General features: G+C 42.1%; 21 protein-coding genes. 9 read left to right on the top strand and 12 right to left on the bottom strand.

Going from position 1 to position 24973, the window contains the following annotated elements:
• Positions 1-40: 40 nt before the first annotated feature.
• Positions 41-1066 carry an NAD(P)/FAD-dependent oxidoreductase gene (locus IGK61_RS06375; RefSeq protein ID WP_074535640.1) on the bottom strand — a complete coding sequence of 342 codons (1026 nt, stop codon included), beginning with the start codon at positions 1064-1066 and terminating at the stop codon, positions 41-43.
• Between the two features lie 266 nt (positions 1067-1332).
• Between IGK61_RS06375 and IGK61_RS06370 the strand changes: the two genes are divergently transcribed.
• Both IGK61_RS06370 and mprF read left to right on the top strand, forming a co-directional pair.
• Positions 1333-2058 carry an alpha/beta fold hydrolase gene (locus IGK61_RS06370; RefSeq protein ID WP_438844769.1) on the top strand — a complete coding sequence of 242 codons (726 nt, stop codon included), beginning with the start codon at positions 1333-1335 and terminating at the stop codon, positions 2056-2058.
• A gap of 2 nt (positions 2059-2060) precedes the next feature.
• Complete coding sequence (gene mprF / locus IGK61_RS06365; protein WP_074535639.1) at positions 2061-4607, top strand: bifunctional lysylphosphatidylglycerol flippase/synthetase MprF; 2547 nt, start codon at positions 2061-2063, stop codon at positions 4605-4607.
• Positions 4608-4673: 66 nt separating this feature from the next.
• Here mprF and IGK61_RS06360 read toward each other — a convergent pair whose 3' ends face one another.
• Together IGK61_RS06360 and IGK61_RS06355 are read right to left on the bottom strand one after the other, a co-directional pair.
• Entirely contained in the window at positions 4674-5633 is a 960-nt protein-coding gene (locus IGK61_RS06360; RefSeq protein ID WP_074535638.1) for an SPFH domain-containing protein, read from the bottom strand.
• Positions 5630-5905, bottom strand: a complete 276-nt coding sequence (locus tag IGK61_RS06355; protein ID WP_016620494.1) for a hypothetical protein — start codon at positions 5903-5905, stop codon at positions 5630-5632. The genes IGK61_RS06360 and IGK61_RS06355 overlap by 4 nt, the downstream gene beginning before the upstream one ends.
• 185 nt (positions 5906-6090) lie before the next feature.
• Here IGK61_RS06355 and IGK61_RS06350 point away from each other — a divergent pair, with 185 nt between their 5' ends.
• Entirely contained in the window at positions 6091-6501 is a 411-nt protein-coding gene (locus tag IGK61_RS06350) for an organic hydroperoxide resistance protein (RefSeq protein ID WP_026008061.1), read from the top strand.
• Between the two features lie 58 nt (positions 6502-6559).
• Positions 6560-6994 carry a MarR family winged helix-turn-helix transcriptional regulator gene (locus tag IGK61_RS06345; protein WP_010747933.1) on the top strand — a complete coding sequence of 145 codons (435 nt, stop codon included), beginning with the start codon at positions 6560-6562 and terminating at the stop codon, positions 6992-6994.
• A 75-nt stretch (positions 6995-7069) separates the two neighbouring features.
• On the opposite strand, the gene IGK61_RS06340 is transcribed toward IGK61_RS06345, so the two are convergent.
• From IGK61_RS06340 to IGK61_RS06320, 5 genes are all read right to left on the bottom strand, one after another.
• Positions 7070-7432: a hypothetical protein gene (locus tag IGK61_RS06340; protein WP_074535637.1), complete on the bottom strand. Its 363-nt coding sequence runs from the start codon at positions 7430-7432 to the stop codon at positions 7070-7072.
• A gap of 277 nt (positions 7433-7709) precedes the next feature.
• A complete protein-coding gene (locus IGK61_RS06335) occupies positions 7710-8078 on the bottom strand; it encodes a DUF7006 family protein (RefSeq protein WP_015509452.1) in 369 nt (122 codons plus the stop codon).
• 680 nt (positions 8079-8758) lie between these two features.
• Positions 8759-10921, bottom strand: a complete 2163-nt coding sequence (locus IGK61_RS06330; RefSeq protein WP_074535636.1) for a lectin-like domain-containing protein — start codon at positions 10919-10921, stop codon at positions 8759-8761.
• 18 nt (positions 10922-10939) lie between these two features.
• Complete coding sequence (locus IGK61_RS06325) at positions 10940-11989, bottom strand: DUF916 and DUF3324 domain-containing protein (RefSeq protein ID WP_074535635.1); 1050 nt, start codon at positions 11987-11989, stop codon at positions 10940-10942.
• Between the two features lie 16 nt (positions 11990-12005).
• A complete protein-coding gene (locus IGK61_RS06320) occupies positions 12006-12581 on the bottom strand; it encodes a WxL domain-containing protein (protein WP_205821223.1) in 576 nt (191 codons plus the stop codon).
• 184 nt (positions 12582-12765) lie between these two features.
• Here IGK61_RS06320 and IGK61_RS06315 point away from each other — a divergent pair, with 184 nt between their 5' ends.
• Positions 12766-14271, top strand: coding sequence for a helix-turn-helix domain-containing protein (locus tag IGK61_RS06315; protein WP_074535633.1), 1506 nt, complete (start codon positions 12766-12768; stop codon positions 14269-14271).
• Between the two features lie 82 nt (positions 14272-14353).
• Here IGK61_RS06315 and IGK61_RS06310 read toward each other — a convergent pair whose 3' ends face one another.
• Positions 14354-15241, bottom strand: coding sequence for an SDR family oxidoreductase (locus IGK61_RS06310; RefSeq protein ID WP_005235175.1), 888 nt, complete (start codon positions 15239-15241; stop codon positions 14354-14356).
• A 572-nt stretch (positions 15242-15813) separates the two neighbouring features.
• Between IGK61_RS06310 and IGK61_RS06305 the strand changes: the two genes are divergently transcribed.
• Together IGK61_RS06305 and IGK61_RS06300 are read left to right on the top strand one after the other, a co-directional pair.
• Positions 15814-16071 (top strand): hypothetical protein, encoded by a 258-nt coding sequence (locus IGK61_RS06305; RefSeq protein ID WP_005225681.1) that lies wholly within the window; start codon positions 15814-15816, stop codon positions 16069-16071.
• Positions 16072-16402: 331 nt separating this feature from the next.
• Positions 16403-16588, top strand: coding sequence for a hypothetical protein (locus IGK61_RS06300; RefSeq protein ID WP_010747923.1), 186 nt, complete (start codon positions 16403-16405; stop codon positions 16586-16588).
• Between the two features lie 51 nt (positions 16589-16639).
• Here IGK61_RS06300 and IGK61_RS06295 read toward each other — a convergent pair whose 3' ends face one another.
• The 3 genes from IGK61_RS06295 to IGK61_RS06285 all read right to left on the bottom strand — a co-directional run bounded on the left by IGK61_RS06295 (position 16640) and on the right by IGK61_RS06285 (position 21115).
• Positions 16640-18109 carry a glycoside hydrolase family 1 protein gene (locus tag IGK61_RS06295; protein ID WP_438844768.1) on the bottom strand — a complete coding sequence of 490 codons (1470 nt, stop codon included), beginning with the start codon at positions 18107-18109 and terminating at the stop codon, positions 16640-16642.
• A 91-nt stretch (positions 18110-18200) separates the two neighbouring features.
• Positions 18201-20102, bottom strand: a complete 1902-nt coding sequence (locus IGK61_RS06290; RefSeq protein WP_074535631.1) for a beta-glucoside-specific PTS transporter subunit IIABC — start codon at positions 20100-20102, stop codon at positions 18201-18203.
• Positions 20103-20272: 170 nt separating this feature from the next.
• On the bottom strand, positions 20273-21115 hold the full coding sequence (locus IGK61_RS06285; RefSeq protein ID WP_005225677.1) for a PRD domain-containing protein: 843 nt from the start codon (positions 21113-21115) through the stop codon (positions 20273-20275).
• 1063 nt (positions 21116-22178) lie between these two features.
• Between IGK61_RS06285 and IGK61_RS06280 the strand changes: the two genes are divergently transcribed.
• Positions 22179-23042, top strand: coding sequence for a helix-turn-helix domain-containing protein (locus tag IGK61_RS06280; RefSeq protein ID WP_074535630.1), 864 nt, complete (start codon positions 22179-22181; stop codon positions 23040-23042).
• Positions 23043-23354: 312 nt separating this feature from the next.
• Positions 23355-24905: an IS1182 family transposase gene (locus IGK61_RS06275; protein ID WP_074536951.1), complete on the top strand. Its 1551-nt coding sequence runs from the start codon at positions 23355-23357 to the stop codon at positions 24903-24905.
• Positions 24906-24973: the final 68 nt, after the last annotated feature.

The raw sequence follows: 24973 nt of genomic DNA, 5'->3' as shown, positions 1-24973 counted from the left end.
ATCCTGTTTTTTGCTTTTTTTCTTTCACAAAGAATCGCTGCTACTCGTTCACCAGCAGCTGTCGATTTCTTTCACTAAATTTCTCATTATGGGAAGAAACCATCGCCTGCGGGACACTGGTCGGCTCTAAATAGTGTTTGATTTGGTTGACTGCTTGCGCAGCATCTTGAAAGGCTCCCGCCAAAAGATTCACTTTGCCTTTGAAATAATGAATGTCGCCAGCTGCAAAAACACCGGGATGGCTAGTTTTTGTAGGAATCTCGCAATTGAGGTAAAAGTCTTCATGGCGTGCAAGATCAAAGGAGACTTTATCTAACAAGCCACTGTCACGGTCATACCCGTGTTGGATCAGTAGATGATCGCATAAAAAATCGATCGTCTCATGGTTGGCACTGTTTTTTAGTCGTAGAACCATATTGAATGTTTCTGCTTGATTCACCCCATCGATGGTGTGATTCATCAGCACTTGAATCCCTTCTGCTTTCATCTTCTTTACTTGTGCTTCATGGGCTTTCAATTTTTCTCCTCGGTAACACAGGGTGACTTTGGCACCATAAGACACTGCTTCGATCGCATAATCCACTGCCGCATCACCGCCGCCAGAGATCACTAGATGCTTGCCTTGGATCGCTTGCTGGTCAGGAAACTGATAGTGGATATAGTTGTCGACATTATTATGGATGAAACATGGCAATTTTTGCGGAGAAACGACACCGCCGCCGATACAGACTAAAACGGTGCGTCCAAGATGGGTCCTTCCTTGGTCATCCACTGCATAAAAAAGGTCGTCTTCCTTGGTCAATGAAATGATTTTCGTTTTCAGATAGATCGTTGGATCAAACAACTTGGCCTGTTCAATCAAGTGTTCTTTGACTTTCTTTCCCTTGGTTGGCGGCAATGCACCCACATCCCAGACCATTTTTTCAGGATAGAAATTGATCTTCCCGCCTAATTCGGCTTGTGCTTCAAACAATACGACCGATAGATCACGTAATCCAGCATAAAAACTCGCATAGAGTCCAGTGGGTCCTCCGCCGATAATCAGAACATCTGCTATAGTGGTCATTGGCTAGCCTCTCTTTCGTAAATGAAAATCATTCTCAATTAGTTAGTTCGATTATAGACAACGATCGTCCATTTGTAAAGAATTTTCTGAAAACAAATTAATTATGTTTACCAATTATTTTTCTTTACATTGTAAAGAAAAAAGCCTTTTCCTGAACTTCTGGTAAAAAAAAGATGAGCAGATTGTTATTTTTTCTCATTTTATCTAGTGATATATTTGTGATCGTCCCTGACTTCAAGGTATACTCTTAGAAAGTAGGTGAAAAAATGGAAGTTGAAAAATGTTACGCGCCCTTACCGGACGGGTCTGTCCTCTATTACGAGAAAACCGGTTCAGGACGCCCTCTTTTTTTACTGCACGGAAATGGCGGCAGCAGTGCCTATTTCTCAAAGCAGGTCGACGCCTTGCGTCAAAAACATCAACTGTATTTAATCGATAGTCGAGGGCATGGCAAATCCACTAATACGCAGAAGAAAATCGATTTTTTTAAAATGGCAACAGATCTTTTAGCAATTATTCAGCAAGAAAAGCTAACGAAAATCGCCTTACTAGGATTTAGCGATGGTGCCAATCTGGCGATGGTCTTTTGCCATCTTTACCCAGAGCATGTCAGCTGCATGATTTTAAACTCTGGCAACACGGAACCGCGAGGTGTGAGGCTCTTTTCTCGAATCGGCAGTGTCTTGCAATATCTGATCGTTTGGCTTTGTTCCCCATTCTCCAAAGGCATGCGGGGCTTTCTGCCTATTTTGGGATTGTTGTTTCGTCCAATCGGTTTATCTACAGCCGATTTGAATCACCTCAGTGTGCCGACATTGATTTTGGTCGGCAAACGTGATTCGATCAAGCTTTCCCATTCTTTTTATATTGCAAACAGTATCCTTCAGTCCAATTTTATCGTCGTCAAAGGACAAGGACATAGTTTTGCACGAAAGAATCCAGAGGTATTTAACACGAAAGTATTATCTTTTTTAGAAAAGGTCGGTGAATAACTATGAGAATCTTTACTTGGCTCCGCGACCACCGCTCACTGTTTAAAACACTCTTCTTAATTGCAGTCGCCGTGATCGTGTTCGGCGAGCTGCTTTCGTTAAGCAAGACGATCTCGATTGATCAACTAAAACAATTGTTTGCGCAGCTATCTCTTTGGCGAGTGGCTTTAATGGCTGCCATTGGCTTACTGTGTGTCTTTCCCATGGTCTTATATGATATCGTCTTGAATCGCTTGCTAGGGGACAAGCCTGATCGCCGTTATTTACTAGAAACCAGCTGGATCATCAATACCATGAACAATTTGATCGGCTTTGGCGGTTTCATCAGTATCGGGTTACGGTCGGAATTTTATGGCAAAGGAAAAAAAGGCAAAGACGTTGCCCAAGCAATATCGAAGATTTTTATCTACTTGATGTCTGGTCTTTCGATTTTATCGCTTGCAGCGCTGGCATTCGTCCTCTTCGGTCCCACGACCGATTATCTCCAACAGTATTGGATCTGGCTTTTAGGCGGCAGTCTTTATTTTCCAATCGTCTATGCGCTTAGTTTTTCCAAAAAAAATGCCTACTTAGGTGGGCTGCAACGACGTGATCGTCTGCAGCTGATCGCCGCTTCCTTATTGGAATGGCTAGGTGTTTTTGCCGCCTTCTTTACGACGGGTCTGTTGATGGGTCTCTCGGTCGATGTGTTTCAACTGTTGCCGCTTTTCATCGCTGCTTCCGTGATTGGGATCGTCTCGATGATTCCTGGCGAACTGGGAACCTTTGATGTCATGATGATTATGGGAATGGGTTCACTACAGATTCCCCGTGAAAGTGTCATTGCCTGGCTCTTGCTGTTCCGTCTGTTTTATTACATCATTCCCTTTTTGATCGGTTTGCTTTTTTTCTCAAAAAATGTCGGTGTCTCCCTCAACCAGCGCTTTTCTGGTATTCCAAAAAGCTTGTTGTTGGAAGTGTTCCACAAGATCGAAGTGTTGCTGCTTTATCTGACTGGAACGATGTTGGTGCTTTCCGCCACGATCCCAGAAGCCTTTGATCAAATCAAATGGTTAGCCCACCTCAATCCGATTCGCTTGAATTTTGTGATGCAGTACCCGAGTATCTTTCTCGGCTATCTCTTTTTGATCGCCGGTCGCGGCATCTCTGCCCGTGTCAGTCGCGCGTATATGCCGACGCTTTTGTTGATTGCAGCAACGATCGGCTATGCTATTTTTGCGGGTTTCCGCTTTTCGACCATGCTGTTTCTTCTATTATTACTGGCGATCATGATTTTTTCAAAAAGCGAGTTATTCCGAAAACAACTGGTTTTCGCTTGGGAATGGCTAACGATCGATGGGTTGCTGATTGGTTCGTTGACGATCCTCTATGTCATTATCGGGGTCTACAATATGCCCCATATCAATCGGCATCCGACACATCACCATTCGATGGATTTTTTGCTTTTCCCTTCTGAAAAATTATGGCTCCAAGGCTTCGTTGCGATTTTATTCGTCGCCGTTGCGATGCTGTTGTTTGCACGCTACTTGATGGGACCAAAGCACCAACTCGGCGTCAGTGCCGCCACCGATAAAGTGAAGCATGTTTTGAACACTTATGGCGGCAATAGCGACAGCCATCTTGTCTATTTAAAAGACAAGCAAGTGTACGTTTATCCAGAAATCGGCGAGCCGACGGTCTTTTTTCAATTTACGACCTTTAATAATAAATGCTTAGTCATGGGTGATCCTTCTGGGAAGCAAGCAGACTTTCCCCAGGCACTGGAAACTTTTCTAACAGAGATGGATCAGTGGAATTACTTGCCAGTCTTTTATGAAAGTAGTGAAGAAATGGTGATGCTGCTGCATGAATTCGGGTATGACTTTATCAAATTCGGTGAGAAAGCCTATGTGGATCTGCCTAGTTTCACCCTCTCAGGAAAGAAAATGAAGGGACAGCGGGCTTTGAACAACAAGATCACCAAAGAAGGCTTTACCTTTGATGTGCTCACCCCACCCTTTTCAGCCGAAACCTTTGCCACTCTTAAGGAAATTTCTGATAACTGGCTAGATGGACGGAAAGAAAAAGGGTTCTCCCTTGGATTCTTTTCAGAATCCTATCTGAGTACCGCACCAATTGCAGTCGTCCGTAATCAGCAACAAGAAATCGTCGCGTTTGCCTCCTTTATGCCAACCTATCAGACAGGCTTAGCTTCCATTGATCTGATGCGTCACGATCCTGAAAAAGCCCCGAACGGAACGATGGATTTCTTGTTTATTCAGCTGTTTGATTATTTTAAAGAACAAGGCTACCAACAATTCGATTTAGGTATGGCACCATTAGCCAATGTTGGTACGTTCCGCAGTAGTTTCTTGCAAGAGCGGATCGCCTATCTCGTTTACACGTTTGGTTCTCGCTTCTATTCTTTTGAAGGGCTACGAGAATACAAACAGAAATATGCCGCTTCTTGGTCCCCTCGCTACATCTTATATTCTCGGGACAGTTGGATCGGTTATGTCATGATTGCCCTGTTGATCGTCGATAATCAATCGGCAGACAAAACGAAATAAAAAAGCTCAAATGCGCCGGTTTGTTCTCGGTGCATTTGAGCTTTTTTCATTTGTTGCGCTTAGAAGTTATTCTGCTGATTTAGATGGTGCGTTTTCCCAAAGTTGTTTGACGACTGGAATATTTCCTAGTTCCGTCATATTGGATGGTAGAATGACCGTGTTGGTATTGCTGTTGACCACGTCTTTAAAGGCTTCGATCCCTAGATAAGATAAGGAGCGCTCGTCTAGCTGGCTTTCTTTGATTGCTTCATTGATAGCTAAAATCCGTTTGCGTTCAGCTTCAGTGATTTTCGCGATTCGTTCCGCTTCTGCCTCAGCATCGATCCGTACACGTTTTGCCCGCGCCTCTGCATCGATTTGGGTTTGTTCTGCCCGAGCTTGCGCGTCGATCGTCATTTGAGAAGCTTTGGCTTCGGCACTTAAGACTGAAGAAGATTTCTCCCCTTGGGCTCTTGTGATCATGGATTCTTTGTCTCTTGAAGCTGTGATCAATTTATTCATTGATTCAATGATTTCTTGGGAAACTTTGATTTCCCCGATATTGATCCGGTCGATCGCTAACCCATAGCCAGCAGTGATGTCTTTGATTGAAGTAAATAGAGCCACGTTGATTTCTTCAGTTCCATTTAGAACCTCGTTCAGATCCATTTTCCCGATGATCCCCCGTAAGTTTGATTGGGCATCTTGAATCATTGAGATAACGGAGTTTTCATTTTCGTAAACAAAGGCACGAACATCTGTGACGTGGTATTTGATTGCTTCATCGATCTGCACGATTACGTTGTCTTTCGTAATTGCACTTTGCGGTTCGATCTCCAGAGGAATCTGTTTCAAGGACACTCTTTCTCTTACGGTATATAAAATCGGAACAAGAAAATGAAGACCTGGTTCCAACGTTCGAACATATTTCCCAAAACTTTCCACAACTTTGACTTCCCCTTGACGAACGATCACAGCAGTGCTTGCGATCAGCCAAATCAGAACCACTAATACGAAGATAACTAAAATAATTTGGATAATGATCATTGTAAAAACCCTCTTCCATTTTCAAATAATGTATTGTTAACACGGGTCAATAAGACACCGTTTTCAACCCCGATAATTTCTAACATGACATTTTCAGCAGGAATCCCTGCAATCACCCGATATTCTGTGTAGGTGCCATAAAGACGGATATAGCCTGAATAATGATCCGTCAGCGATCGAAAATAACGTCCAACCGCTCGTTTTTCCATATAATCTACGATGATTTTCACCCTCTTTGCCTTCATGCAGTAAATTTGAAGCTTCAAACTCATTTGTTAATCTATTACAAGTGTTACTAACTATGATAGCACGTTTCACCCAAGAGAACAGTAAACTTATGCAGATTCCGCTTTTTTTTAGAAAAAAAACATAGAACGAAAACCAATTCCTTGCATTTTCTCATTAAATTGCATACAATCTAATTGTACAAAATATAAAAAATAGGAGTGAAGAAATGATGAAAAAAATGTATTCTACTAAAATGATTAACACTGGTGGCCGTTCAGGAGAAGTACACAGTCCCGATCATTCATTTGAGCTAAACATCACTGCACCTGGCAAACGTGTTGAAAATGCCACCAATCCAGAACAACTTTTTGCGGCTGGGTTTAGTGCTTGTTTCAATAGTGCCCTTGAATTAGTGAAAAGCAACAAAGGAATCGACGGTGCTTCAACTGTCAGTGCACAAGTGACTTTATACGCAGAAAGTGAATCAAGCTTTGTTTTAGGCGTTGAGATCGAAGGTCAAATCGAAGGTTTATCAACAGAAGAAACACAAGAATTGCTTGAAATCGCTCATACCGTATGTCCTTACTCAAAAGCTACAGCTGGCAACATTGAAGTGACTGTCAAAGCCGTTAGCGAGTAGACTTTCGTTGAAAAAACAGCTATGATAAGAGGCGGATGTTAGAAAAAGGGGTGAAAACATGAATGTCTTAGCGTTAGAAAACCAATTATGTTTTCCTCTATACGCCGCTTCAAAAGAAATTATCAAACAGTACAAAGACTTACTGGACCCGTTGAATTTGACCTATACCCAATATTTAGTGATGTTGGTGTTATGGGAAGATGAAGCGATCAGTGTCAAAGAATTGGGGAAGCAATTATGTCTAGATTCTGGTACACTGACACCGGTTTTAAAAAAGCTTGAAGCAAAAGGATACCTAGTAAGAAATCGAAATCAAGACGATGAACGTTCCTTGCGGGTCACTTTGACTGATTTAGGCAAAGGACTCCATGAACAAGCGCTAGAGATCCCCTACAAAGTAACTGAATTCTTGCCCCTTGAACCGGAAGAACTGTCAGTCCTCCACGAATTGACGACCAAAATGGTCCAAAAATTTCAAGAACAAGAAAAATGATCCGCTGTTTTCACAGTGGATCATTTTTTTATCTTTTAAACCTTCACTAACAAACAGCGAAGAAAACGGGATGACCTACGAAGCTTTGGTTTTCAATTCGCCAATAACACTTCGCAACTGAGTTAATTGTTCTGGGTCTTCAATTTTTTTGATCGCAATTTTTACCAGTTCAAAAATTTGTTCCTCCGTCAAACCACTTTGCAAAATCTCCAATTCGGTGACGGCTGGTTGGAAACGACGAGCCAAAACTGATCCACTCATCTTGATACTTGCGATCTCAAGTATCCCTTTATTAACTAACTTACGAATCACTGACAATGACGTGTTGCGATTCAAGCCGAAGCGTTCACTAAATTCGGTACAGCATAGCGGCTCATCCACAGCCCAAAAACAAACTAAGACTTCCCACTCTTTTTTTGAAAAACTCAAGTAATCCATAACTGCTCCTTTCCATGCCAATCAGGCTGGTTCTTATTTTCTAATCAAAACAATCGTAGCTATTGACATAAGCTATCTATCCTCTTCATTTTACGATTGTTTTTTCTTTCACTAAAAGGATTATATACCAATAATAATCTATTTTATTCATAATTTCAAAATAATTTTTATTTTAATGATAAATAACACGTTTAATTCTCCTTCTTCTCCATAAAAAAAAAGCGACTAGATGCGCTAGTCGCTTTCTTTTCTATCAAGTGATCCTAAGAAGAACCGCTTATTGGATGTTGAAGATCAGGCTTTCGTGCTCTTTTTCTTTTAAGGAATAGCCACAAAACTCTTTATTCAAATTCGGATAATCGCGTTCGATCATCTGAATAACCTCGATTTCCGTCAAAAATTTGTCTTCTGACAATTGCAGCGAGTTCAACAAGACAAAGCGTGAATCATAGCCTAAAATCTCTGGCATCAATTGCCAAAAATTTGAGTGATCAATTTGTTGGATCGTTTCTTCAAAGTTAGCAATCAATTGTTGTACATGATCATAGACTTTGGGATAATCAGATTTTAACAAATCCAACAGTGCTTGATCGACCACCTTATCCAAATAAGCCTTTGTGTCCGTATAGATTATTGAAGAAATCACTTATTTCATCAATCCTTTCATTCAAATGCCATATTCGACATCGTCAAGGATGGCTCCCTGTTCCTATATATAGCATACTATCGGTGATTTTCGTTCTCAGATTAAGGATAGAATCAAGAAAAAAAGGAGAAGTCGTTTTTTGATTCCTCAATCTTACTCCACAATAGCAAAATTTTGCTGAACTGATAAGCAAAGCGAATCAGCAACATCTGAAAATGAGAAATTTGTCAGATTTCCCTCCTTTTTTAGATAGATTGCCTCTCTTCTATACGAAAAATCAACCGCCAAGGATCGCATCCCTTATCAGCGATCGATTTGAAACAAACAACCAGCAGCCCTTATTGCCCTTCACAAAAAACGGAGACAGCATAATTTCAGACAGAACCTTCAGCAACATGTATAATTAAAGTAGAGAAAATCATCAAAATAAACGAGACGAGGAGTGGAGCAAAGATGAAGAACCATTGTAAATGCGGCAAGAAGTTAACTGGCAATGAAAAAAGCTGTCCGGACTGCAAACGCAAAAAACAGCAAACTTTAGATTCCTTGGAAAAATTCGTTAAATACGGCAGTTTTGCTTTAGCAGGCCTATCATTAGTTTTAAAAATTGCGAAAAGTCGACAAGCTTAGCAGTGATCGACTGAGAACTTTAATAAAAAAAACGCCGTAATGGCGTTTTTTTATTTGTCTACAATCGTACTCTCCAACTGCCAATTGACCGTACCTGAATAGGTACCAGGTTCTATCAAATCCAACTTGGGAACAAAGCGAAAGTAGCAATCATATTCCTGAAGATCCAGAGTTAAGTCCGTTGATCCTGTTGGCTGCTGTTGGAAAATCACTTGTTCTTCAGAAGTGACAGAAGCCACCAGCTGATTGGTCACCGGATCATAGAGGACCAATTGGATTTCCTCCGCTAATTGTTGCTGATTTTGCATAAAATCAGTCATCTGGCCGCTTAACTGCCAGGTCCCTTCGCTGGTATTGCTGACAGACAAAAGGGCTTCTTGATCAAAAGAAATCGTTAAATAAGCAAAGCCATCGTCTCTGATGGATCTTGCGAGTTCATTCAAGGTCACTGCCGCTGCGTTGATTGAAGCAGGCGCACGCTCAAATACCACGATTCCTCGAAAGTCAATGCCATAATAACGTGTCGCCGATCGATTGCCTTCTGTATCGATCACATAAGACGCAAGATAATAGGTTGTGCCCGGTTCTAGATCTGAGGTGTCTAGTGCCAATGTATCCGACAATGGCTCCGACAATGTTCCCCGTTCAACCAACGCTGCTTCAGAGAAATCCGTTTCGGTGATTGTCTTATCCTCCGTAAAGAAATCCGTGACATATATTTTGGCTTGGGTCGAATTTTGGTCATCAATCGTGATCGGTATGTAGGAATTGCGCTTTTGCCGCACGATCTGCAGGTCTGCTTTTGCTTCTGCCAATGACGCCGAACCTGTTGAAAGAGTCGGTGGAAAGGATCCGGTCATTTGATAATAATGAGTTTCTGGATCACCTGATGTCATACTGGAAACAAAAGCATTTCCATTAAAAACAGTTTGGACAGGGATGGCTACATCTAAATTCTGATCGAGCGGAGCTTCTGTGTAATTGACGGAAAAGTGAACGATGTATTCATTCCCTTTGACCATGTCGGGCAGTGTCACAACCAATTGTCCATTTTCAATGGCAAAGGGCAGGGCAGTTCCGCCTTCAGGCATGCCATTAACCATGATTTCACTGGCTTTCCCAAAATAAACCGCCTCGGGAACTAATGATAGTCCTTCTGGAAAAAGCGATGAGAGCAAGATTCCCGATTCCAAGTCAGCTAGATCACTGGTGCTTTTATAGGAGAGATAGGTCGCATAAGTAATGGTTTTGCTATTGTCGACAGTGGCTGGCTGGGCAAGTGTCGTACCAGTATCCAACAATAGTTTGACTGGGTCTTTTTCAAAAACACCGGTTCGCATATCAAGTTCTACTAGTCCTTCAACATCGACAAAGGCCACAGCTTTTTCTTGAACATAGCCCCCGTTTGCACCTGTAAAACCAAAATAGACCGGTGCACTATTGGTGAGATTCAAATTCGATTTGAAGGTGTCATCAACAGGAACCGTCACATCAACACCGAAATCTGGTACGGTGTAACGCAACGTTTGCGTCGGCTGATCAAAGACTACTGTAAAAATATGCCACTGCCCATCGGAAATATCTGGTACGGATACCGTATCTCGATGGTTTAAGACTTTGTCAATAATCAGCCAACCATCGGTGGTATATGCGTCATTTGAACCTGGAAAATTCCAAGCGATATGATGGCCGGAAGGAACATCAAGATCCATCATTCCGTCCCCCGTCAACCCTGCATTATTATAAAATGTATCGAATTCAATCGCAAAACTTTGGGGGATCGCCCCAGTACTTAAAGGAGTCGCTCCTCCCGAATTTGACCAGACACCAATCGTCGGTCCCGCTTGTTGCGCCAGTGCATTTAAACCATTGCTTTGCATCACAAAAGCGATCCCATCACTGTCCGTTGCTGTATTATCGATACAAAATGCCATTTCTAAGCGAAAGGAGCGAGTAAAGGAAACTGGCTTATTAAACCAAACACCACCACTGGAATTGGTAGTAGTTCCATCATTGATCTGAACATAATTGAATCCTGACTCTCCTTGTGGCGAACCCGCTTGCCCCACAGGAGTGATCAAAGAATCGTCAATCGCCAACGTAGGAAAGTCCGGAACAGATACCGCAGCATAGATTGTCTCTTGCCGCCAGCCCATCAGAAAGAAACTAAAAAGAAGTACATAGAACCATCGTTTAATGCCAAACTTTTTCATCGCTGTCCCCTACTTTCTTCATTCTGATTCTTCTTGCATTGCCGGTGCATCATCTGCTTCTGCTTTTTTGCGTCGCTTGTACAAAAAGAACAAAAGAAGCAAGACAAGCAGGAAGAGTAGTATCCCTAAAGCATAGAACCAGTACTGTTTTTGAAGATACGCTGCACCTAATGTTGTCTGACGGTTGATAAGGTTGGCTTGCTTGCGATCAACCACCACCGAATCCTCAAACACCCACGTTCCTTTAGGCGCATTCAACTCGATCCGTAACAGATAGGTCCCCGGTTCGAGAATGTTCTGATCAAAGGCACTAAATAGCTCCAAAACCGAATTTGGAGCTATTTGAAAATTCTCTGCAGAAAAACCACCAACTTTGTTGCCGCTGTCTTGCTCACGTATGATCGTTTTCACAGATATTTTGCCAAATGCTGTGGGCTGACTATTGCGGATACTGCTTTTGAGAGCAGCAGAACCATTTCTTTCCGCCGCCTCAGAATTAATCAAAGACAATTGGGGATCAGGCATGGTTGCCACATTCTGACGCAAGCGGACCCCTTGCTGAATTTTATAGTTGGCTTGCAGATTTGTTTGCTGGCTTTCAGTTGTCTCTGACGGTTCTTCTTCAAAGGCAAACACACCAAGTATTTCTCCTGCAAATTCTTTTCCTTTCATTGAAAGGGTAAAATGAACCTGATAGCTTTCTCCAGGGGCAAGTTGGATCGTCTGCCTTGGATTTTCAATCAATTCACTAAAAGAGATTCCTTGATTCTCTTCGGCGGTCTGTTCTGCTTGGTACGCAATAATCCCAGTAGAGGCCGTATAACTATTTAGTGCGGATGCTTTAATGGTCAACGGGTCTGGACTTGTATTATGAAGGGCAACGGTCAAGTTCTGTTCGGTCTCATGATTTACCAGTAAGTCGAAATAAGTGACGTCACTGACTTGATTTTGGGGAAGTTCAGGGGTTACAGTGAACCGTGTGGTCTGTGCATGACCGGTGACTTTCGTAACGCAACACAAACTGATAAAAAAACTAATGAGTATGAAACACTTGATTTGTTTTTTCATTGTCGCCCTTTCTTTCCTACTCTGCTTGATACGTGTTCGCTAATGTCCAAGTGATCGTGCCGCTATAAGTGCCGCTGTTCACATTTTGCTTCGGTACGGTTAATGAAGCATTGGAAAAGTTAAAGTCATTGGTTGCTAAGCCAGTTGTGCCATTAGCAGAAGCAATCAGCGTTGGATCTGTTGCCCCTACCATCAATTCGGTGCCCGAGACTAGCGCTGCATCGCCAGAAGCCGTTGTACCATTTAAAGTGACTTTGGCATTTGCCAGCTCGTTATCGCTCGCATTCGTCATTTTCGATAATTGCGCCGTCAACTGCCAGCCAGCTTGATTCGGCCCACGGTAATCCGTGATCGATGTCACTTCATTCGACGTTGTTTGAATCACTTGTTCATCGGTAGCGATCTCTTGGATACTGCTTGTACCGAAGTTAAAATTAGTCACCTGATCCAGTGACAAGATTCCTTGTTCGATCGTTAGCGTTGCTTGACTCGTCATTGAAGCCGTTGGATTCGCTTCTGCTGCAGCTGCCGCAGTCGGCGCCATTCCTAAACCCATTCCGACCAAACCTAACATTACTGCCTTTTTGTTCATTTTCATCTCTTCCTTCACTTTTTTTAATGAGAAACCGAGGTTAATCGAAAAAACAGCCTTAAAAAATAATAATTTAATTGGTGTTTTTTCATTCTATTCTCATCTATCATAAGTATAATCCATCATGGTTATCATACGGTTCACAGATTTAGCGTAAAAAAAACGCCAAAAAGGAGAATCCCTTATGTATCGAGAATTCATTTCTCCCGCAGAAGAAAAGAAATTAGAGATTTTCAAAGTTGTCTGTAATTCCAATGGTGTGACATTGGTCCAACTGTCAGAAGTTTTGAACATCCCACAAAAAAGTCTGCAAAAATATATTTATTTTTTAAATGAAGATTTGCAGCTGCTCTCCCCTCACCTGCTTCTATCAAAAAATCATTACAATCAGTATTTTGTTGATCGAGCAGATGACGATGAACCTTTCTATGCAAAATTGATGTATCATTATTTGCTCAACTCCACACAATATACCTTGATTCATTACTTGATTGGGCGCCCGCAAATGACCTTGACGCAATTATGTTTGGATTTGCATGTCAGCCAATCGCATATGTATCGGTTGATCAAGAAAATCAATCAACTATTGGAAAAGTTTCAAATCCAAATTCGAACAGACCTGAATAATCGCATCGTTCTTGCTGGAAAAGAGCTTGATATCCGTATTTTCACCTACAGTTTCTTGACCCAAAGTGCGCCTGCTGATTTGTGGCTATTGCCGAGCGTTTCCCATAAGAATGTCGAAGAGTTTACAGCGTTCTTTGCTGTTTCTCACTTTGATCCGTTGACGAAAAATAAACTCGCTGCATTTTGGCAAGCAGTGGTCAGCCGAACGATCCAGAAAAAATATTTGCCAGCGATCCCTGAAAAATACATGGGATTGATGAATTTTTATTGTTTTTTACCAGAGGAAATCCTCGAATCGCTTTTTTTGAGTGCCGATTATGCCTCAGAAAAGACGCTTCAGTCAGAATATCTTTACTTAAATTTCTTTTTGCATGTGTTTTTGCCAGGGGTGATTCCCCAAGCGAAGAATCAAGCGATCATCCAAGAGATCAAACATTCTGATACCGATCTTGTGCGCTTTTTCACTGCAATGATCAAAGATTGGCACGATACCTTTGCTCCAAGTCAAGAAGTCGCCGAATTTGAAAAACTATTAAGCAGCTGTCTGCTGGTCTTCAATCTATCGATCATTATCGGCATCGATCTTCTGGAAGTGTGGCAGCTCGAACACCAACTGTTGACCGAAAACACTCCTTCGAAAGACAAAACCTATGAAGCAATCTGCACACTTTTACTGACCCATGTTGAAAGGTATCCATTTGCTGACTTGGACAAAGAGTATTTTGAACAGACACAGTTGCCTTATCTCGCGCATCTCTTGTATTTGGAAACACAGATGAATACGCCCCCGACCGTGTCGATCTATATTCAAACGACGATCCAATACCGCACAAAGCAAATGATCGAGACAAGGATCCGTTCGATTTATTCCAAAGCATCAGTGACTTTTGTTAACCAGATGGAAGCAGCCGATCTTTTAATCACCGATAGCTATGAAGAAGTGATGTTTTCCGAAAAATTAGTCTTACTGTCTAACCTACAAGCCGAACAAGAGTGGGCAGCCGTTTTTGCAAAGATCAATCAACTGATGATGACCAAGATGTTTGCCAAACAAGGAAAGTAAGCTGCCGATTCCCTTTTCATCCGCAAAAAAAGCCCGAGCATCTTTGCTCGAGCTTTTTTCCTACAAGTTTATCCAGGGATTGTTAAGCGAAGAAGCTACCACCCGTTACACTGTACACTTGACCAGTTACATAGCTTGCTTCATCAGAGGCTAGGAAAACGTAGACTGGTGCTAATTCGACTGGTTGTCCAGCACGTTTCATCAATTCTTTTTGACCAAATTCTGGGATCGCAGATTGTGGTTGTCCACCAGAAATTTGAAGTGGCGTCCAGATTGGACCAGGCGCAACGGTATTGACCCGAATGCCTTTTTCACTTAATTGCGCAGCTAGCCCTTTACTAAAGGAAGTAATGGCACCTTTCGTGGCTGCATAGTCTAAAAGATGGGCGCTTGGTTCCGCACTTTGGATCGAAGTGGTCGTGATGATGCTTCCACCAGCTGGTAAGTAATCCAATGCTTCTTGGACTGTCCAATACATCGAGATGATATTCGTTGTAAAGGTGTCTTGAATTTGTTGCGTAGTCAACTCTTTGATGTCCTTCACCGCTTGTTGCATCCCAGCATTTAGAACCAACGTATCTAACCCGCCTAATTCTTTGGCTGCTTCATGAACCAATTGACGAGCGAAAGTTTCATCTTTCAAGTCTCCTGGGATCAAAACTGCTTTGCGTCCGGCTTTTTCAATGACTGCCTTGACTTCTTGCGCGTCTTCTTCTTCAAAAGGAAGATAGTTGATTGCAACATCGGCGCCTTCTTTGGCAAAAGCAATCGCTGCTGCTCGACCAATACCAGAATCACCACCGGTCACTAATGCTTTGCGTCCAGCTAATTTGCCTGAACCTGCGTAGCTTTCTTCCCCGCAATCAGGTACTGGCTGCATCTTTCCTTGAATCGCCGGTGCTTCTTGCACCTGTTTTTCAAATTTGCCATCATAATACTTCGTTAACGGATTGTTGATTTTTTCTGACATGCTCGTTTCCTCCTTGATTATTTCTACTTCTTATTTGTCATCGTTTGTTATGACCTTACTTAAAAGTGTAAAGGAAGATGGAGCGAATGAGAAACGAAACGCTCACCAGAAAAAAAGCATCTGTAAGAAAACAGATGCTTAGTAAAACGAAAATGCTGCATGACTCAGTAGTGAAAACGCCCCCAGGTATCTCATCATTCTGCTGGGAAATCGTAATGAAATTTTTGTGTGCAGTGGTTGATTTTGCTACTTTTCTAGCAGTTCGAGGAGTGCCCGACGAAAGGCCTCCATCTCCTTTGCGGTCTGTAGAAAAACATCGGGATGACTGTGGTGGCTGTCGATCATCCAGTGTTTGGTGTCTGTAATATGTGCTGAAACTTTCTAAAGTAATAAAAAGCATGCTCGTTTTCTAAAAAAAATGCTGTTTATTCGCGGCACTAAAAACATTAGCGGGTCTTCACATACCCTTCTGATTATTAACTATTTTTTTCACAACCAATGGATATTATTTAAAAAAAATGAATATTTACGTTATCCTTTTACTCAAATAAGAAAGAATGAGGAGAGATAAAATGATCCAACTTGCTCGCTTGATCTTTTGGGTACCAGTCATCTTTTTTTCGTTAGGTTTGGTCTTCCTAACGAAACGACTGCCGCGTTTCACATGGGTTTCTCTAACGATCACTGTTTCTTTGATCATCTTTGTTTGTAAAATCTTAGAATACTCCTATGTCATGCCAGATATGAAACTAACCGTTTATTTTATGGGTTTCTTGATTTCTGCTAGTCTGCTTGGGTATATTTTTTATTTGCGTAGTAGAAAACGTTGACTACAGCTGCGCCTGACTCGCGCCAAAACACCCTCTTAATGCCTTTTGACTACAACAAAGACGAGCTATACCTATGAAGTAGCTCCTTTCATCCCCTTTCGAGGGGATTTTTTATTCTTCATCCTCACTCATTATTATTCAGTCTGCTTTGATGAAAAAATCACTTTTCGCCGATCACGGCATGCCAAGCCTTTCTCTCTGATTCCTTTCGTTGCGACACTTGCGATCCCTAAGAACACATTGCCTTCCTAAATAATTAAATATATAATAAAATTGTAAATTACCACATCATAACAAAGAATCATCAAACCTCTTGAAAGGAGCGTTTCCTATGAGCTGGCTGACCTTTGTCGTCCAACCACTGACCCTGCTATTTTTTCTCACGGTTTTTTCCCTTGTGTATTTGATGCCTGAATCCGTTGTGCCTAAGCCAAAAATGAAGAAGTGGGCGCTGACTGTCTCTTTGATCTATCTAGCATGGCAGCTGCTGATTCCCTTTTTCTTCTTTGTTCTCTAAACACAGCAAAAAAAGCGGCTCTCACAAAAGAGATCCGCTTTGGTGTAGTTTTTAATTCTGTAACAAACTACCGCCATTGGTGGCAATGACTTCTTTGTACCAGTAGAAACTATCTTTGCGGGAACGGTCAAAGCTGCCGTTTCCTTCATCATCCGCGTCTACATAGACAAAGCCGTAGCGTTTCGACATTTCTGACGTGGAAGCCGAAACTAAGTCGGTACAACCCCAAGGCGTATAGCCCATCAATTCCACACCATCTTCGATCGCTTCATACATTTGCTCGATATGCGCCTTCAAATAATCGATGCGATAGCTGTCATGGATTGAACCATCTTCTTCCACCGTGTCCAAGGCACCTAAGCCGTTTTCAACGATAAACAACGGTACTTGGTAGCGGTCGTACAAGTTATTCAAAGTCACACGCAAGCCGATTGGATCGATTTGCCACCCCCAGTCAGAGGCTTCCAAGTAAGGGTTTGATTCGCCTAAAGAAAAATTGCCAGCAGTTGCTTCGCCGCCTTCTTCAGGATTGTGGCGAGCAATAGAACTCATGTAGTAAGAAAAGGACATGAAGTCGACAGGGTATTGCGCAAGAATGTCTAAATCGCCGTCTTCGAAGGTCACTTTGATGCCGTTTTCTTTAAAGAAGCGCTTCGTATATGCGGGATACTTCCCACGAACTTGGACATCAGAGAAGAAGAGATTCTCGTGGTCACGCTTGATTTCTTCCATCACATCTGCTGGATTTGGTGTAGCTGGGTAAGCTTGCATCCGTGCCAACATCATCCCTACTTTGATGTCAGGATTGATTTCGTGGGCAAATTTTGTTGCTAAACTAGAAGCCACAAATTGATGATGCACGGCTTGATACATGTCAGAAAGGTTTTGTGTGCCGTCTTCGGATAACAAGGCACCACCAACATAGCCAGAGATCCCCATGATATTGATTTCATTGAAGGTCAACCAATATTTGACTTTGTCTTTGTAGCGGGTCAACACGGTTTCTGCGTATTTGACGAACAAATCGATCACTTGGCGATTTTTCCAGCCGCCATAGTTCAACGCGATCCCGATAGGTGTTTCGTAGTGAGAGAGGGTCACTAAGGGTTCGATCCCGTATTTCGCACACTCATCAAACACATTGTCATAAAATTGCAAGCCCTCTTCATTTGGCTGAGCATCGTCACCATTTGGAAAAATTCTTGACCAAGCGATGGACAGACGGAAGGTTTTGAAGCCCATCTCTGCATACAAGGCGATATCTTCTTTGTAGCGATGGTAGAAGTCTGACCCCCAACGTTTTGGATACAAGCCTTCTTTGTCATTTAAGGCAAACAAAACTTTTTCCCGTGTCATTGGTGCAGCAAATTCTGCCATGTTTTTGCGGTCTTCTGGTTTGACAGCGATCGCTGTATCGGATGTCGCTGGACCACGTCCGCCTTCGTTCCATGCTCCTTCAAATTGGTTGGCTGCAGTGGCGCCGCCCCATAAAAAGCCTTTTGGAAATTGTTTTTCTGTCATGATTAGCCTACTTTCTTTTTCTTTAATAATCGACACAGCAGATCAGTAAGAAAGCATTCTTACTGATCCTGCGACGTGCCGTTAAACGCATTTATTTTACGACTTCGATCAAATCGTCCTGCGCTGTTACTTCTTTTGACTGTGTGGTTTGGATGTCACTGTAGTCGTTAGAGTTCGTGACGATGACTGGTGTCAGTAAGGAATAGCCTTCCGCACGAATCGCCTCTGTATCAAAAGAAATCAATTTTTGACCAGCTTTGACTTTGTCTCCTTGGTTGATGTAGGCAGTAAAGTGATTGCCTTCAAGTTCTACCGTATTCATGCCGATGTGGATCAATAGTTCTGTTCCATCTTCTGTCACTAAACCGATGGCATGTTTTGTTGGAAACAAGATTTTGACTTCTGCATCTGCTGGCGCAGTGATTTCACCGATCGCTGGTTCAACTGCGATCCCTTTTCCCATAGCACCTGAAGAAAAGACTTTGTCTTCCACATCTGCTAAAGCAACCACTTGACCGGTTACTGGGCTTTTGACTGTTTCGTCTTTGACGCTGGCAGAAACGGTTTTTGCTTTTGGCGCTGGCGCTGCTGGTGTTGCTTGACCGTCGACTGGTGAATCAACAGTTGTATACAATGTTGGTACTTTCAACAACATCATGATGATAAATGACGCTACGATCGCAATCACTGTACCGATCGCCAAGTGGATCACACTATGGAAGCTGCCTGTTGCTGGATCAATATATGCAGGATACAAGAAGATCCCCATACCACCCATTGCATAACCAGTGACGTTAAAGATTGACAAGTAGATACCGACGAAACCTGAAACTAAACAAGAAACGATAAATGGTGTTTTCATTGGCAACGTGTACCCGTAGATCGCAGGTTCAGTCACACCGAAGATCGATGAGATCAATGCTGGCATTGCGCCTTGTTTGACTTTTGGTTCTTTCGTTTTCAACCAAATCGCTGCTAACACACCCGTTTGCGTGAAACATGGTAGCACTGCTGCGGTCAAAATAATCGAAGAGCCGTTTTGTGCCATATCCATGATCGCCAATGGTACAAGACCCCAGTGAAGACCAAACATAACTAATACTTGCCATAATGCCCCTAAAGCAAAGCCGTAAATGATTGGGCTGAAATCGTACACCGCTTGGAAAGCAACACCGATCCAGCTAGATGCTGTATTTGCGACTGGACCTACCACAAAGAAGGTCAACGGCACAGTGATCAAAATCGTTACAAACGGAACCACAAACATTTTGACTACGTCAGGTGTGACTTTGCGCATAAACTGTTCAATTTTCGAAGCGACAAAAATCGCTAAAATGATTGGCAGTACGCTGTTAAAGTAGCCACCTGCTGGTAAGGTCAAGGTTAGACCGAAGACTTTGCTCGCTTCAGCCACACTTTCTGCTAAGCCAGGATAGACCATCGCCCCTGCGATCGCTAATGCTGTATAGGTGTTCATCTTGAATTTCTTCGCTGCAGTGACGGCTAAGATCATTGGTAAGTATTGGAACAAACCATCGCCTAGAGTATTCATTACTACATAGATACCATTGGTCGCTTCCATCCCAGTTGCTGCCAGCAACGCCGTGATCCCTTTTAAGATACCGGCTGCCGCTAATGGACCTAAGAACGGTTGGAACAGGCTTGAGATAACATCGATAAAGCGGTCAAACAAGCTGCCTTTTTGCCCGTCGCCTTCATCGATATCAAGACTGCCACCATCGGCTAATCCGCCGACTTTCAACACTTCATCATAAACATCTGGCACATGATTGCCGATAACGACTTGGTATTGTCCGCCTGCTTTGACGACGGTCACGACACCGTCACGTTTTTGCAAATAATCAGTGTCCGCTTTGCTTTCGTCTTTTAAGTGGAATCGTAAGCGAGTCACACAGTGTTTTACAGATGAGACATTTTCTTTGCCACCAACGTGGGCCAAAATGTCTTGCGCTAATTCAGTATATTTTGCCATTTTGATTGCTCCTTTTTTATTGGTCATTTAATAAAAATAAAAAGACCAGCCATTTCTACAATAAACAAGCATGAGAGACCCCCTAAAAAAAGAGCGACGGGTTTCCTCATCGAGTATTGTAAGAAAGTGCAGGTCTTGCCAGCCGAACTGTAACGAATCCATTTCCATTCTTAGGTTAATTTTGAGTGAGCGGCTAAGTTACCGATATGCAGAATCAAATACATCAATTCCATATCGTTGACATGCCAGCCCTTTTGTTCAAATAAGTATTCTTTGATCGAATCTGCGGTTTCTTTTTCTTTTGGATAGCTGCTGAAGGCCAAGGCAATCATTGGATTTGCCAATACTGGCTCTTCTTTTTCTTGACTTTGTCGAATTAAATAATAGCGAATGTGGGTCACGAACCGTTGGAAGTAGGAAGAATTCTCATCAAACTCGATGTTCATGCTGTACTTAACGATCCGTAAAATATTGTTCGTCAACTCGGTGTGCTCATAAGCACTTTGATTGGCGCTTTTTTCAATTTGCGCATTGACGAAATGCAAAGTGATAAACGCAGCTTCTTCTTGTGAAAAATCGGGATACAGCTCTTTGCGGATCAACTCGACCGCTTGGACACTGACCGCATATTCCTTGGCATAAATTTTCTTGATTTCCCAATGCATGGGATTGGTCAAAACAATTTCTTGCTTTTGACGACTGATGGCAAACAAGATATGATCCATCAGTGTGAAATAAACATTTGGATTGAAATCGGTTCCAACACTATCCCGAAAAAGACGCACGATTTCATAAATGACGGCCATTTGTTTTTCGTCAGCCTTTGTCATGACTTTCGACATATGTTCCACTGTCAAATCATCTTCTGGATAGTATTTTTTTTCGATTCGCTCAGCTGGAATCGGGTCACCCGGTTTCGTTTGAAAGCCGATCCCTTTTCCCATTAGGATCACTTCAACTTCATCTTCTTTTGAAAGTACAACATTGTTGTTGATCCTCTTGATAATCTTCACGAACGATCCTCCTTGATCAGCATAGCCCGTAAAAAACGTTGCATCCTTTGACGTCTATGCAGAAGGTCTTGTATTTTTTTCTTTCTCTGACGTGCCGTTAAGTGACAAGGTGATTGACTGCTCTAGAAAGTGTTGCAGGCTATCGTCAAACCTAGCTGGCAGTTCCTTGCGTTTTACTTCTCCCCTCCTTTGCTGATCAATGACTGGACCTTACCTTGGAACCGGTTCTTTTTTTAGCTATTAGAAATAATGGAGCAAAAAAAGAAGACCAAAGCAAAAAAGTGTACAACCCAAGAAACTTTGGGTAATCAACGCACTTTTTTCCTCTGGTCTTGCCTGCCGAACAGTAACGAATCCAGTAATGAGAACACTCTCATGTTCCGTTGAGATAATAGTACTCATTCTGAGAAAAAATGTCAACACTTTTTTTGCAAACGTTTTTCTTTTTTCCTTTTCGGCTTTGTTTCACTCTTATTTGAAGTGGATTTTTTACTGATAGTGAGGGGTTTTTCTGTATAAACCCTCTGTGACAACTCTTGCAGATTTTATCCAACAGCACACAACAAAAAAACCGTAATCTTCGTACATTACGGTCATAGCTAGAAGGATGATGCTTTACAAAAAACGATCAATCACAAAGAATCAAAGAATTGGGGAAGGTCTGGTGCATGACAGACATTCAATGTGACTGACCGCTTTTAGCGATTCATGCGCTTCATGACTTCCACAAACGAAAAGGTGTCTTTGAGAGGGGGAAGCAATCAAATAACCTTTCGATTCTTCAAGATGTTGCTCGATCCTGCGATAAAAACCGCAGAGAGCGAGGAAAATGCTGTTCCTATCATAAAGGAAACAGTCACAAGACTTATCATTGAAAGGTCAACGATAAGGTTTCGCAGAAAAGGCAGTACTAGTTTTTAAATGGGTTGATTTCCCAAGGGCCGAATGGTTCAAATTCCATGAAAAACTACCTCCTTTATTATTTGCTATACCTTATTATATTTGATAACATGTTATTAAAATCACATTGTTCAGAAATGCGTCACAATTAAGGAGGTCCCCCATGAAACAGCAAGGCTCTTTAATCAAAAAACTGCGCACAGATCGCAAAATCTCGCAAGCCAAGCTTGCCGAAGGTATTTCCTCACGTACCACCCTTTCTTCATTCGAAAATCGTAAAACAAACCTCTCTTCACAAACCCTGTTTGACTACTTAGACAAAATGAATATTACGGTTCATGAGTTCAGTCTGTTGATCGACAGCGAAGCCACGGATCAGAAACGTCAGCTGGTGCAAGATTTCTATACCCGTTACTATGAGCGAACACTGACTCTCGACTACTTGACTAGCCTGGAAAAACGCTACTTTGAGACACAAAATTTTTTCTATTATTCTTTGTATGTCCAAGGATTGCTGCTGCTCAACCGTGAATCATTTCTGATGAATCAAGGAGCTTACACCCAAGAAGTCGAACTGGTAAAGCAATACTTGTTTGATATCGAAACTTGGGGGCGCTTTGAGTTAAATTTATTCTCAAATTTGTTATTTATTTTTGACCAAGAAACGATCAGTTATTACTTAGATCATGGGATCAAAAAAATCCTTCACTACGCCAATGATCCATTTTATGCAAATCTGTTAAGTGTCGTGATCTTAAACGGCTGTGCCTTTGCCAGCGAAAATAAAGATGCCTATCTACTTAATAAGTTTCTGCTCTTGTCTGAACCGCTCCCCAATACACCCCTCTATTTTTATTTGAAAATTCACCAAGTGCTGTATCAGGAAATTTACTCGTATTTGCAATCCGCTCAGTTGAACAAAGAGATTCTAAAAAACACCTTAATCGTTATTGAACAAGCGGGTTACCAGAACCATAAAGACGATCTCCAACAGTTGCTTGCTGCTGTTACCAATCGTGCGATTTAGCCGCTTATTAAATGGGCATTTATGTAATGTTATCTAACAAAAAAAGCTGATCTTCCAACGGAGCTCAGCTTTTTCGTCAATGTCACTCCAACCCGCCCACGAAACAGCCGCTCGAAATGAAGGGTTTAACATTCGACTTGCTTCTTCCGTCTGCATGGACCAAGAAAAAAGGGACTGTGACATAAGTCCATAGAAGAAAACCGCAAGAAATGACGAGAAATCGTTCATTTCTTGCGGTTTTTTGGGTAAAATAAAAAGGAGCACCGGTTGCCGCCAATGCCCCATCATTTAATCCTGAAAGGACTAAACAAAATGTATACTAATTATAACATGAATCAACTCACTTTGGATCTATCTACTTCATTTTCTCCAAAAGAAAATCATGTCGCCGTTTTTATCCATGAACTGGTCGAAGCGCTTCAGATTAATGACCCCTATCTTTTTGGTCGACCAAGAGAATATGATTTAGGTGCCATGTTGAAGTTGGTTCTTTTTGCGTATACGCGAGAAACCTTTACAAGTCGCAAGATTGAACGCTTAGCTGAAGAAAACCTATATGCTCGCTGGTTGACGCAAGAACGGGTTCCGACTTATCGAACGATCGCCCGTTTTTGTGTATCTAACGATGTGCAGGAGTTGACCAATAAAGGCTTAGATCAGTTGACAGAGTATCTGCGTGCACGGAATCTGATTGATGATGCGTTGTTTATTGACGGTACAAAAATTTTGGCAGATGCGAATAAGTACAGCTTTGTCTGGAAGAAAAACACGATCCGATTCGATCAAATGAATCGCGAAAAACTGCTTACTATGATGACGGAACTAAGAGAAGCGTATGCCCTGAAACAGATTCCCGAAGGGACGACCTTGACAGTAGACATGATAGATGAACTGTTAACACGGATGGAACTACGTCTGGAAGAACTAGAAAAAGAAGTTGAGGCAACGAAACGTCTTTCGCCAAATCCAGCGAAACAACAACGGCGAACGTTGAAAAGCCAAGTACGCAAATTAAATACAAAACGAGAAAAACTTCTGGAACATCAAACGCAGTTTTCTACTTATGGGACAAGAAACAGTTATTCAAAAACTGATCATGATGCGACATTCATGCGCGTAAAAGAAGACCCTATGAAAAATGGCCAACTTAAGCCTGCGTATAACCTGCAGATCGCTACTTGTAATCAATTTGTACTCGGCTACGATGTCTTTCAAAACCCAACAGACACTAAGACGCTGAAACCATTACTGGAAAAGATGAAGATCGCACAAAAGTCCCCTCATTATTTGGTCGCCGATGCAGGCTATGGTTCAGAAAGCAATTACCGCTATATAGAAGACGAACTTCCCCAGCATACTGCACTGATTCCTTATGGAACGATGTTTAAAGAACAAAGCAAGAAATGGCAGACAGATGATCGGAAAGTAATGAATTGGGATTATGAGCCTAAGGAGGACTTTTACATCGACCCCAAAGGGGTACGATTCAATTTTCATGCTTACCGTCAACGAACAGATGCGGATGGCTTTGTCCGAGATTTTAAAGAATACCAAGCAGAAAAAACGGATGCGAACCAAGCGCTCATTCCTGAAGCCTTAACCCCAAAGGGGAATCGCAGAAAGATCACTGTAAATCCGTCTTGGGAATACCATAAAGAAAAACAAAAAGAGCGCTTATCAACGCCTGAAATTCAAAAAATATATGGTCGGAGAAAGATCGACGTGGAAACAGTCTTCGGATTTATGAAGGCTTGTTTGGGTTTCACTCGATACACGGTTCGGGGCTTAGAAAAAGTCAGAAAACAGACGGGTTTACTCATTACGGCAATCAATATGATGAAATTGACAAAAATAGGTACTTGAACTACCCAAAATGAATAAAAAAAACAAGGAGCACTCGAAAAATCACATGATTTTCGAGTACTCCTTAT

The organism is Enterococcus sp. AZ063, assembly GCF_051715045.1.
Classification (GTDB): domain Bacteria; phylum Bacillota; class Bacilli; order Lactobacillales; family Enterococcaceae; genus Enterococcus_D; species Enterococcus_D casseliflavus.
This window is presented reverse-complemented; position numbering and strand designations above follow the sequence as displayed.